The organism is Alishewanella sp. HH-ZS (assembly GCF_001704375.1).
Classification (GTDB): Bacteria; Pseudomonadota; Gammaproteobacteria; order Enterobacterales; family Alteromonadaceae; genus Alishewanella; species Alishewanella aestuarii.
On the sequence record NZ_LZEJ01000035.1, the window covers coordinates 18,352 to 29,598 of the forward strand.

At 52.4% G+C, this 11,247-nt stretch carries 14 protein-coding genes; 7 read left to right on the forward strand and 7 right to left on the reverse strand.

Annotated features, from left to right (window positions below; all coding sequences use genetic code 11):
• Nucleotides 1-7: 7 nt before the first annotated feature.
• The 3 genes from rsmB to def are packed head-to-tail and all read right to left on the reverse strand — an operon-like array spanning nucleotide 8 to nucleotide 2,766.
• Nucleotides 8-1,300 (reverse strand): 16S rRNA (cytosine(967)-C(5))-methyltransferase RsmB, encoded by a 1,293-nt coding sequence (gene rsmB, locus A9165_RS13170; RefSeq protein ID WP_065956232.1) that lies wholly within the window; start codon nucleotides 1,298-1,300, stop codon nucleotides 8-10.
• Entirely contained in the window at nucleotides 1,297-2,238 is a 942-nt protein-coding gene (fmt, locus tag A9165_RS13175; protein ID WP_008950624.1) for a methionyl-tRNA formyltransferase, read from the reverse strand. The genes rsmB and fmt overlap by 4 nt, the downstream gene beginning before the upstream one ends.
• Before the next feature lie 12 nt (nucleotides 2,239-2,250).
• Complete coding sequence (gene def / locus A9165_RS13180) at nucleotides 2,251-2,766, reverse strand: peptide deformylase (protein ID WP_008606155.1); 516 nt, start codon at nucleotides 2,764-2,766, stop codon at nucleotides 2,251-2,253.
• A 123-nt stretch (nucleotides 2,767-2,889) separates the two neighbouring features.
• Between def and A9165_RS13185 the strand changes: the two genes are divergently transcribed.
• From A9165_RS13185 to A9165_RS13200, 4 genes are read left to right on the forward strand one after another with little or no spacing between them, the layout of a single operon-like run.
• Entirely contained in the window at nucleotides 2,890-3,999 is a 1,110-nt protein-coding gene (locus A9165_RS13185) for a LysM peptidoglycan-binding domain-containing protein (protein WP_065956233.1), read from the forward strand.
• A gap of 27 nt (nucleotides 4,000-4,026) precedes the next feature.
• Nucleotides 4,027-5,109, forward strand: coding sequence for a DNA-processing protein DprA (dprA, locus tag A9165_RS13190; RefSeq protein WP_065956234.1), 1,083 nt, complete (start codon nucleotides 4,027-4,029; stop codon nucleotides 5,107-5,109).
• Between the two features lie 2 nt (nucleotides 5,110-5,111).
• Nucleotides 5,112-5,585 carry a DUF494 family protein gene (locus A9165_RS13195; RefSeq protein ID WP_008606152.1) on the forward strand — a complete coding sequence of 158 codons (474 nt, stop codon included), beginning with the start codon at nucleotides 5,112-5,114 and terminating at the stop codon, nucleotides 5,583-5,585.
• A 43-nt stretch (nucleotides 5,586-5,628) separates the two neighbouring features.
• A complete protein-coding gene (locus A9165_RS13200) occupies nucleotides 5,629-6,168 on the forward strand; it encodes a type I DNA topoisomerase (RefSeq protein ID WP_065956235.1) in 540 nt (179 codons plus the stop codon).
• A gap of 21 nt (nucleotides 6,169-6,189) precedes the next feature.
• Here A9165_RS13200 and A9165_RS13205 read toward each other — a convergent pair whose 3' ends face one another.
• Nucleotides 6,190-7,320 carry a 5-(carboxyamino)imidazole ribonucleotide synthase gene (locus tag A9165_RS13205; RefSeq protein ID WP_065956236.1) on the reverse strand — a complete coding sequence of 377 codons (1,131 nt, stop codon included), beginning with the start codon at nucleotides 7,318-7,320 and terminating at the stop codon, nucleotides 6,190-6,192.
• Nucleotides 7,317-7,808 carry a 5-(carboxyamino)imidazole ribonucleotide mutase gene (gene purE / locus A9165_RS13210; protein ID WP_008606148.1) on the reverse strand — a complete coding sequence of 164 codons (492 nt, stop codon included), beginning with the start codon at nucleotides 7,806-7,808 and terminating at the stop codon, nucleotides 7,317-7,319. Before purE ends, A9165_RS13205 begins: the two co-directional genes overlap by 4 nt.
• Before the next feature lie 134 nt (nucleotides 7,809-7,942).
• On the opposite strand from purE, the gene hemF reads away from it, so the two are divergent.
• Nucleotides 7,943-8,872 (forward strand): oxygen-dependent coproporphyrinogen oxidase, encoded by a 930-nt coding sequence (gene hemF / locus A9165_RS13215; RefSeq protein ID WP_065956237.1) that lies wholly within the window; start codon nucleotides 7,943-7,945, stop codon nucleotides 8,870-8,872.
• Here the strand turns inward: hemF and A9165_RS13220 are convergent.
• Nucleotides 8,869-9,294 carry a group II truncated hemoglobin gene (locus tag A9165_RS13220; protein WP_008985065.1) on the reverse strand — a complete coding sequence of 142 codons (426 nt, stop codon included), beginning with the start codon at nucleotides 9,292-9,294 and terminating at the stop codon, nucleotides 8,869-8,871. The two genes, hemF and A9165_RS13220, sit on opposite strands and share 4 nt — an antisense overlap.
• A 31-nt stretch (nucleotides 9,295-9,325) precedes the next feature.
• Between A9165_RS13220 and aroE the strand changes: the two genes are divergently transcribed.
• On the forward strand, nucleotides 9,326-10,141 hold the full coding sequence (gene aroE, locus A9165_RS13225; protein WP_083216294.1) for a shikimate dehydrogenase: 816 nt from the start codon (nucleotides 9,326-9,328) through the stop codon (nucleotides 10,139-10,141).
• Entirely contained in the window at nucleotides 10,138-10,386 is a 249-nt protein-coding gene (locus A9165_RS13230) for a DUF1488 family protein (protein ID WP_008950633.1), read from the forward strand. Before aroE ends, A9165_RS13230 begins: the two co-directional genes overlap by 4 nt.
• A 12-nt stretch (nucleotides 10,387-10,398) precedes the next feature.
• Here A9165_RS13230 and A9165_RS13235 read toward each other — a convergent pair whose 3' ends face one another.
• Entirely contained in the window at nucleotides 10,399-10,929 is a 531-nt protein-coding gene (locus A9165_RS13235; RefSeq protein WP_065956239.1) for a gamma carbonic anhydrase family protein, read from the reverse strand.
• Between the last annotated feature and the right edge of the window lie 318 nt (nucleotides 10,930-11,247).

Consider the following 11,247-nt stretch of genomic DNA (forward strand, 5'->3'; position numbering starts at 1 on the left):
TACTCTGTTAAACCGCTTTATGTAGCAAGGCATAGAAAAAGCCGTCCATATCCTGCTCTCCCGGTAAAATCTGCCAGCTGCTGCTGCCCAGTTCCGGCAACGGCAGCAAGCTGGCGTCGTTTTGCTGCGCCAGAAACTGTGTCAGCTGAGCGCTGTTTTCGGCCGGTAACACGCTACAGGTGGCATAGAGCAGGGTGCCGCCGGGTTTAAGTAGGCGCCAGGCACACTGCAGGATCTGCTGCTGTAATTCGGTTAGTGGCGCGATATCGGTTTTTTTGCGTAGCCAGCGGATATCCGGATGGCGGCGGATCACCCCGGTTGCAGAGCAGGGCACATCCAGTAAAATCCGGTCAAATAACTCACCTTGCCACCAACTGGCGGTATCCAGCACATCGGCTGCTACCACCCGTGCCTGCAGCTGCAAACGCTGCAAATTTTCCGTTACCCGCTGTAAACGCTGGGCATCACGATCCAGCGCTGTTAGCTGTAAGCCAGGTGTTTGCTCCAGCAAATGACAGCTTTTACCGCCGGGCGCACTGCAGGCATCCAATACCTGCTCACCGGGCTCTGGCGCCAGAAAGAGCGCGGCATGCTGCGCCGCAGCGTCCTGTACTGAAAACCAGCCTGCGGCATAACCTGGCAGGGTGGTGATATCACAAGCCTGGTCCAGCTTGATCGCCACTGGCAAATAGGCAAAAGGCTGGCTGGCGCTGATACCGGCCTGTTGTAATGCCTGCAGGTAGTCAGCGGCACTGATTTGCTGTTGGTTAACTCTAAGCCACAGTGGCGCCTTTTGCTGGTTTGCGGTGAGGATCGTCTGCCATTGTTCAGGATAAGCCTGTTGCAGTTCGTTAATCAGCCAGCCCGGATGATTAAACTGCACCGCACTGCTGGCCTGACAAAAATCAAATAGTTCTGGCTTGCGCTGCACATTGCGCAGCACGGCATTAATCAGTTTGGTCAGATTCTGCCCTTTTAACAGCCGCGCTGCTTCTACCGTTTCGCTGATAGCGGCATGATCCGGAATCCGTAAAAATTTGAGCTGATAGATACCAACATAGATCAGAAACTGTAGCGGCCTTAGCTGTTTAATCAGTGGCTTATCCATCAGTTGCTGACAGACGGTTTCAAGTTGAGGTAGCTGGCGCATAACGCCAAAACAAATTTCCTGCAGCAGGGCTTTGTCCGGTGCAAACGCCAGTTTTTGCTGGCCTTTCGGCAGGGCATCGGATAACGACTTGCCCTGATCAATCACCTGATAACAGATCTCTGCTGCCAGGGCGCGTAACTGAGCACTCATAATTGCTGGCCCACGGTCAGCCACTCGGCCCGGCCATTCAGAAAATCAGCTGCACTCATCGGTTTTTTACCCGGTGGCTGTAACTGGGTGATCTGTAGCACCTGCTGCTGACAGCCAATATAGATGCCGGTTTTATCGGCTTTTAAAATGCTACCCACTGGTCCTGACAGGCTGCTGGCTACCTGAGCCTGCCAGACCTTTACCGTGCCTTGTGGCAGCTCCAGGTAACTGACTGGCCAGGGATTAAAGGCGCGTATTTCACGCTCCAGTGCGGCGGCGTCTTTGTTAAAGTCGAGCCGGGCTTCATCTTTGCTGAGTTTTTCGGCATAGTTCGCCAGTTGCTCATTTTGTGCCTCGGCCTGCTGTTGCAGTGCCGGTAAATCCGCCACGGCGGCTAACAGCGCTTGCGGCCCCAGCTGCGCCAACTTTTGATACAGGCTGGCGCTGGTGTCCGTAGCTAAAATCGGGCAACTGACTTTGCTGAGCATAGCGCCGGTATCTAAACCTTCATCCATCTGCATAATGGTGATGCCGGTTTCACTGTCGCCAGCCCAGAGTGCGCGCTGGATTGGCGCTGCACCCCGCCAGCGCGGTAATAACGAACCGTGCACGTTAATACAGCCCAGTCTTGGCATGTCTAACACCGCTTTAGGCAGGATCAGGCCGTAGGCAACGACAACCATCAAATCGGCGTCTATTGCTGCCAGCTGTTGTTGCGCTGCAGCTTTTTTCAGCGATTTAGGTTGATAAACCGGAATATCATGTTGTAGAGCAAGTTGTTTGACCGGGCTTGGCTGCAGCTTTTGGCCACGTCCCGCCGGGCGATCAGGTTGGGTATAAACCGCCACCACCTGGTGTGGGCCAGTTAATAAAGCCTGTAAATGACAGGCAGCAAAATCCGGCGTACCGGCAAAGATAATACGTAAAGGCGTGGTCACATTAAATCCTGTTTAAAGCGCGTGGCGCTCAGCCAGTTTGGCTTCTTTTTCCAGTTTCTTGCGGATCCGATCACGTTTTAGCGGCGACAAATAATCGATAAACAGCTTACCGATTAAATGATCCAGTTCATGCTGCAAACAGATCGCCAATAAGCCGTCGGCTTGTAACTCAAACCAGTTACCGTCGATATCCTGCGCCTTTACCGTGACATTTTTGGCCCGTGATACCGACGCATAGTTCTGCGGTACCGATAAACAGCCTTCTTCATAACTGGTCTCGCCATCATGGGCGATGATTTCCGGGTTGATAAAGACCTGCGGTTGATTGCGCTCTTCCGACAAATCAATCACCACCACCCGCAGGTGGACGTTAACCTGAGTTGCGGCCAGACCAATGCCATTTTCGTCATACATGGTCTCTAGCATGTCTTTGACCAGCTGACGAATTTCGGCGTTAACTTCCGCCACTGGCTTAGCAATGGTGCGTAAACGCTCATCGGGAAAATGTAATACTTTTAAAACTGCCATAACACCTACAAAATATGCTTTAATTAGTTCGCTGTGGTATGTTTTAATTTTAGCCATTATTGCGCTTTAATAACAGCTTAGCGTGTAATTAATAAAAATGAGTATAGGGTTAAGGATGCGGGCATGCTGAAAAAAATAACACTGACACTGGCGGCCTTGTTATGCTGGTTTTCTGCGGCGGTAACAGCGGATGTATTGCAAGTGCGCCCAGATGCGCCTGCAACCTATGTGGTAAAGCCGGGAGATACCCTCTGGGATATCTCGGGTTTATATCTGAATCAACCCTGGCGTTGGCCAGAACTCTGGCAAATGAATCCGCAGGTGGATAATCCACACCTGATCTATCCCGGCGACGTGTTGTCTCTCACCTTTGATAGTGAAGGGCGGCCGCGTTTGGGGCTTAGCAGTAAAAGAGCTATGCGGTTAACACCTCAGGGGCGGACAATTCACAAGAACCCTGACGCTATTGCTACCTTACCGCTGGGGATTATCCGGCCGTTTCTCAGTTACGATCAGGCGATGTCACAACAGCAAATCGATGCCTTGCCTTATATTCTTGGCAGCAACTCGGCAGCGAAGAGTGCCAATGAGACCAATACACTTTATGTGAAAGGTGAACTGGTAGAGGGTGCGGCCTACGCAGTTTACCGGCCGGGCCGTGCTTATGTCGACCCGGATAGTGGCGAAGTACTGGGTTACGAAACCCGTTTGATTGCGACTACCCGTGCTTTCCGATCAGGCCAGGCGGGCAGCGAGGGCACAAGTTTTGAACCGGCTGCCATGCGGGTGTTGTCGGTGACCCGCGAAATCCGGCAGGGGGATAAGGTGATCCCGGCTTATGATCAGCAGGCCCTACCGGCTCAGTTTGTGATGACGAAACCCGAGCAGGCGGTCAGCGGCAAGATTATTGCCAGCTCGTCAGATTTGCGGGAGTTTGCGCGGATGGATGTGGTGGTGCTGAATCTGGGCCAGAGCGCGCTGCGTGCCGGCCATATGCTGGGTATTTACCGGCAATCGCCGACTGTGGTTGACGGTAGTGGTAAGCCGGTATATCTGGAGGATGCCTCCAGATTACAAAAAGTGATGCGCGACTTTGGCGGTGAAGTGCTAGAGATGCCAAAAGAAAAAGTGGGCGAGCTGATGGTATTTAAAACATCAGATAACGTCAGTTTCGCTGTGGTGACGCAAACCGATAAACCGATCCGGGTTGGAGACATTATTACCAACCTGTAAGCGGTAGCTCAGGGATGATGCGACAAGATGGAACTGCTACAACACTGGCTGGCCGCAGCCGTTGTACATGGCTTAGATGGCCATCGCATCCGGCAGCTGTGCCAACATCTGGAACTGGCAGCCTTAGTCAGGCTGCCGGCCAGTACCCTGCAACAACTGGGCTTAACAGCGAAACAAGCTCAGTTGCTTTGTTATCAAAGCCAACCCTGGGTCGAACAAGCGCTGCAGTGGCAAGCTGAAAGCCCACAGCATCACTTACTTTGCTTCGATGATCCCCGTTATCCTCTGCTGTTAAAAGAAACGCCGCATCCACCGGCTGTGCTCTTTGTGAAGGGCGATGCTGAGCTGTTACAACAGGCACAAATTGCGATGGTCGGCAGTCGCTCACCGACGCCGGGTGGCCGGCAAATTGCCCGCCAGTTTGCGGCTGAACTCAGTACGCAGGGGATGGTGATTACCAGCGGCATGGCGCAGGGAATTGATAGTGAGAGTCATCTGGGAGCACTGGAAGCGGGTGGCAAGACCATAGCGGTGCTGGGTCATGGCCTGCGGCAAATCTATCCGGTGGGAAATCGGGCGCTGGCCGGAAGAATAGTGCAGCAAGGTGCCTTAGTCAGTGAGTATTTTCCGGATGTACGTGCCCGGGCAGAGTTTTTTCCGCAGCGTAACCGCATTGTCGTCGGGCTAAGTACTGGTACCCTGGTGGTGGAGGCGGCGCTGCGCAGTGGTTCCTTAATCAGTGCCCATCTGGCGGTGCAGTACAACCGCGAAGTCTTTGCCGTGCCGGGCGCTTTGTTTAATACCCAGGCCGCTGGTTGCCATTATCTGATCCAACAGGGCGCTAAACTTGTTACCTGCGTGGCCGATATCCTGGAAGAGCGGGCGCTGTTTGCCGATAACGGTTTAGCCAAAACAGAAAAAAATCCTGAAATCAGCTTGTCTGAACAGCAGTTGTTAGCTAACGTAGGAGATGAGCCCATTGCCACTGATCAGTTGGCAGAACGCTCCGGCATGTCAGTAACAGACGTATCCATTGCCTTGCTGCAACTAGAACTTGCAGGCAGGGTAGCAGTAGTCCCCGGTGGTTACATAAGAGTGAGGAGTGCCTGAAGATGTTTGATATCCTCGTTTATCTGTTCGAAAATTACATCCATAACGAAGCCGATGTTTATGTGAACCATGCGGATCTGACCAAAGAGCTCAGTAAAGCCGGTTTTCACGATGATGATATTTTCCGTGCTCTGAAGTGGCTGGATCGCCTGTCAGCGTTGCAGGAAAATCATATCAAGCCCTATCTGACCAAGGCGGTCAGTACTGCCACCCGGATTTATACGGCAGAAGAATATCGGAAAATCGATACTGCCGGTCAGGGTTTCCTGATGTTTCTGGAGCAAATCAATGTGCTGGATGCGACCACCCGGGAAATGGTGATCGATCGGGTGATGGATTTGGATGCTGCCAGCATCAGTCTGGAAGATTTAAAGTGGGTGGTGCTGATGGTGCTGTTCAATGTACCAGGTAAAGAAACCGCCTACGCCCAGATGGAAGATTTAATCTTTGACGAAGTGGACGGCCCGCTGCATTAAGCTATGGCACCACTTTAAGCTCATCTAGAGATCATATAGACGGATGTCTGATCATAACCCGCTGTTTCAGTTACCACAGCACGCCGAACCCTGCCCGCAATGCGGGCAGCCTTTAGTTATTCGCTCCGGTAAAAGCGGCCCCTTTCTGGGTTGTAGCAGTTATCCGGCCTGCGACTATCTGAAGCCACTACATCAACATGATAATACGGTGGTCAAGATCCTGCAGGATGAACCCTGCCCGGAATGTGCCGCACCGCTGGCGGTGAAGCACGGCCGTTATGGCATGTTTATCGGTTGTACCCGTTACCCGGATTGCCATTTTGTGGTACACGAAGAAGCGTCAGCCAGTAGCAGCATTGCTTGTCCGCAGTGCCAGCAAGGTCAGCTAACAGAGCGGCTGAGCAAGTTTGGTAAAGCCTTCTGGGGCTGTAACCGTTATCCGGATTGCCGCTTTCTGGTCAATGATGCGCCGCAGCTTGGAACTTGTCAGTTCTGTCAGTTTCCACTGTTACTGCAAAAGAAAAGCGGCCTGTATTGTGCCGCTAAAGCTTGTCAGAAAAAGCAGCCGGCAAAGGCTGACTAGAGCACCATCTGGTGCTCTCGGTTATAGCTGCTGTAACATCTGTTCCAGTTCGGGGAAGGCGGCGGCGGGTAACAGGTCAATCAGCTGGGCGAAGCGGGCCTTTAACTCTGCGGTGCTGTTGGCAGATAAATTAATATGTCCCATTTTACGCCCGGCGCGCTTGGTTTTACCGTACCAGTGTAAGCCCAGTGCCGGTAGTTCGAGGATACTGTTCGGGACCTGGTCTTCGCCAAGGATATTAACCATCAGCGTAGGCCGGATCAAAGCCGTACTGCCCAATGGCAAACCACACACGGCCCGTAAATGATTCGCGAACTGGCAACAGTCAGCGCCTTGCTGTGTCCAGTGGCCGGAGTTATGCACCCGCGGTGCCAGCTCATTGACCAGCAGCTTACCCTGTACATCGAAGAACTCGATAGCCAACACCCCAACATAGTTCAGTTGCTCGGCGACGGCGGTAAACATTTGTTCCGCTTGCTGTTGTAGTGCGGTGTCTAACGGGCGAGCCAGCGACACACTGAGTACGCCATTAACATGGTGGTTCTCTGTCAAAGGATAAACCTTGATCTCTCCATGGCGGTTCCGGGCACCGACCAGTGAGACTTCACGGTCAAAACGAATAAACTGCTCGGCAACAATAGCCTGCTGCGGATCCGCTGCTAAGAAAGCCGCCAATTCTTGCCATAATGCCGGCGCGGCCGCCGCGTCTTTTAAACGCCACTGTCCCTTGCCATCGTAGCCGGCCAGCGCACTTTTAAACACCAGTGGCAAACCCAATTGCGCGATAGCGGCGTTAAAGTCCGTTTCGTTATTGATTACAGTAAAGGCACTGGTTGCGACACCCGCGGTTTGTAACAGGCTTTTTTCCAGCCGGCGATCGCCGCCAACCTGAATGGCCTTCGCACCGGGTAAAAACTTACCGCTTTGCTGGCATTGTGCTAACACCGGCAGTGGAATATGCTCAAATTCAGCCGTTACGACATCGGCATCGGCCAGCGCTTGTGCCAAACCGTTACCCAGTAATTGCTGGGTCAATGGATGCACGATATTGTCGCTGTTCACATCATAAGCACTGATGCTGATATTCAGCGGCGCACCGGCCAGCGCCATCATCCGGGCCAGCTGCCCGGCGCCTAAAACTAGTACTTTCATAGTGCAACCTGTGCTGGATCCGGTTGGCTTAATACGCTTTCGGTTTGGGCGGCGCGGAAGGCATCAATTTGCTGCATTAAGGCCGCGTCTGAGGTGGCAAGAATTTGCGCCGCTAGCAAGCCAGCATTGGCAGCACCGGCTTCGCCGATGGCCAGGGTGCCGACTGCAACACCTTTGGGCATCTGGACTATTGATAGCAGCGAATCAATGCCTTTTAAGGCTTTCGATTGTACCGGCACACCCAGTACCGGCAGGCTGGTAAAAGCAGCGGCCATACCCGGCAGATGTGCCGCGCCGCCGGCACCGGCAATAATCACTTTTAAACCGCGGCTGGCGGCTGAGCTGGCATACTCGGCCAGCAGTTGTGGTGTACGGTGTGCGGAAACCACCCGGGTTTCATAGGCAATACCAAACCGATCCAGCATATCTGCTGCGAGTTTCATGGTAGGCCAATCAGACGTTGAACCCATGATAATACCAACCTGCATAGTGGTTTCCTTCTCTGTGCGTAATGAACATCGGGCCGTAAAGCGGTATTATACCCGTCATCGGCAACTGAAGAAAATTTTTAGTACAGCAGCGCTGCCAGACAGCCCGCTGACTTAGACAGTCAGGAGTATTGATGCAACCCTATCAAACCCAGTTAGCGCAGGTGCAGGCATTCTTAATGGCGCTGCAGGATCAGATTTGCCAACAATTACAGCAGGCTGACGGTGGCGCGGCCTTTGTAGAAGATGCCTGGCAGCGGGCAGAGGGGGGCGGTGGTCGCAGCCGGGTCCTCACCGGAGGCCAGGTCTTTGAGCAGGCAGGGGTGAATTACTCGCACGTCTTTGGTGCGCAAATGCCTGCCTCGGCCACAGCACACCGACCGGAGCTGGCCGGGCGTAATTTCAATGCCTGCGGCGTATCCTTGGTGATTCACCCGCATAACCCATATCTGCCAACCACGCATGCTAATGTCAGGTTTTTTATTGCCGAAAAGGAAGGCGCTGAGCCAGTGTGGTGGTTCGGCGGAGGCTTTGACCTGACGCCCTATTATCCATTTGAAGAAGATGTGATCCATTGGCATCAAACGGCGAAACAGGCCGTGGATCCCTTTGGCGCTAATTACTACCCAGACTACAAGAAATGGTGTGATGACTATTTCTATCTCAAACACCGCGGCGAAACCCGTGGTGTCGGTGGCTTGTTTTTTGATGATTTAAATGCGCCGGGTTTTGAGCAAAGCTTTGCGTTAATGCGAGCAGTAGGTGAAGCCTTTACTCAAGCTTACTTACCTATAGTAGCTAAGCGCAAAAACCTACCTTATGGTGAGCGCGAGCGGCAGTTCCAGCTATACCGGCGTGGCCGTTACGTCGAATTTAATCTGGTATATGACCGTGGCACCCTGTTTGGCTTACAAAGTGGTGGCCGTACCGAGTCGATTTTAATGTCGATGCCGCCACTGGTGCGTTGGCAATATGGTTATCAGCCGGAGCCGGACAGCCCGGAAGCCTTACTCTACGAACGCTATTTAAAACCGCAGGATTGGCTGCAAATTTTGACCAACTAACAGTTAATCATATGGCTCGCCAGTTGCCCAATCGACTGGCGAATACCATCACGCAGCATTTTGTTTTCTACCACCTCATCTAACGCCTGCTCCATACAGAACATCCACTGATCTCTGAGTTGCTGATTGACTGTAAAGGGTAGGTGGCGGGCACGTAGCCGCGGATGGCCATATTTCTGCTCGAACAGGGCCGGGCCGCCAAGCCAGCCGGATAAGAATTCAAAAAACTTTTGCCGGATGCCATCCAGCGGCAGCGGGTGGATGGCATACAACTCTTTGGCTTCCGGTGCGGTTGCCATAATATCGTAAAAGCGATTTGCCAGCGCCCGCACTGCCGTTTCCCCTCCCATTAGCTGGTAAGGGGTTTGCCCGGGTGTCGGATGTGCCGTATTATCCTGATTACTGGTTTTTTTACTGAACATTTGGACTAACTTTTTAAAAGGCATAAATAAAGTGGACCGTTACGCTGTGTTTGGAAATCCGATAGGGCATTCAAAATCACCCTTTATCCACCGCCTGTTCGCACAGCAAACGGCAGAGTCGATGCAATACGAGGCCATTCTAGCACCAGTCGACGGCTTTGCCGAACACTGGCATGCTTTTGTGGCAGCTGGCGGAAAGGGCGGCAATATCACTGTACCTTTTAAAGAACAAGCATTTCATCTGGCTGAACAGTTAACCGCAAGAGCCAGCGCAGCTGGCGCCGTCAATACTCTATACTTTGACTCAAGTGGCCAACTATGGGGCGATAATACCGATGGTATTGGTCTGGTGACGGACCTGCAGCGACTTGGCATAACATTAAAAGCAAAGCGGGTGCTGTTACTGGGCGCCGGTGGGGCCAGTCGCGGTGTGATAGGTCCGCTATTGGCGGCCGGTGTGAGTGAGGTGATCCTCGCCAACCGTACAGTCGAAAAAGCACAGGCTATCGCAGCGAGTTTTCCGGGAAAGGTCATAGCTTGTGCCTTAACGGCGATCCCAGACCTGGCGTATCAACTGATCATTAATGCTACCTCATCTGGGTTAACCGGTGCACGTCCTGAGTTAGCTGCGCAGCACCTGGCCAGCTGTGAGTTGGCTTATGATATGTTGTACGGTAAGACGCCGACCCCGTTCTTAGTTTGGTGTCAGCAGCAGGGCGTACCAAAGATTGCTGATGGCCTGGGTATGTTGGTCGGGCAAGCAGCGGAAGCGTTTCGGATCTGGCGTGGCAAGCTACCGGAGGTGGTGCCGGTACTGCAGGCGTTAAGCGCGGAACTCGGGCGATGAATCAACAGTTAATTTTCAACAATGACTTTGCGATTGCCAGCAACGCAGCGGCTATCAGCTTTAGTTGCCTGGTGGCGGGACTAAAAGTCCGCTGCTTTATTCCGATACCTGCGACACTGAGCGCTGCGGATTTTTTGCAGCAAGTGCAGGCCGATAGCTTTTATTGGGAAGATGTAGCAGAGGCCGCGATTGCTGCAGATACATATAATAGTGCCGGTGAGATCTGGCTAACCGGCAACGATTAATCTTGGTATGAGCTAGCCAGTCAGGTACTCGTTTTTTAGTTGCACATAATTGCTGGCAGATTCTTTTAAAAAGGCTTTCTCACTATCATTAAGCGGACGTGCCTGTTTAGCAGGGCTGCCTACATACAGATAACCACTTTGTAGTCTTTTACCTGGTGGTACTAAACTACCGGCACCGATAATGACATCATCTTCGACAATAACGTCATCCATCACGATAGCACCCATACCAATCAAGATGCGGTTACCCAGGGTACAGCCGTGCAGCATCACCTTATGGCCTACGGTAACATCTTCACCAATAATAAGCGGCGAACCTTCCGGCTTGCCGTTGCTAGGCCTGGATAAATGTAATACTGAACCGTCTTGCACATTAGTGCGGGCGCCAATCCGGATATAGTTAACATCCCCCCGCGCAACAACTAAGGGCCAGATACTGACATCTTTAGCCAACACGATATCGCCAACCAGTACGCTTGACTCATCCACATAAACGCCTTCTGCCAGAGTCGGCAATACACCTTTATAAGCTCTTATCGTCATCATTTCCTCCAGTGCTGCGTTATTATGCAGTAAATGTTCTAAAAAAGCGCTTTTCGCTGCATTTTTCTGCGAACGATCTAAAAACCCTAAGTTTTCTATAAACTCTGCTTGCAGCCGTGTTAAAACGCTCTATAATGCGCGCCATGCCACGGGGTGCTGCGCTAAACGAGTTTAGTTGGGAAGCCGGGTGATAAAACGAAGCGCTCAAAAATCTGTAAAAAGACGCTTGACAGCAGAGTTTAAATCACTAAAATGGCCGCCTCGCTTCAGGGTGCTGATGAAAGCCCCGAAAAGCGAAGTGAGGTAAAAAAAGAGTCG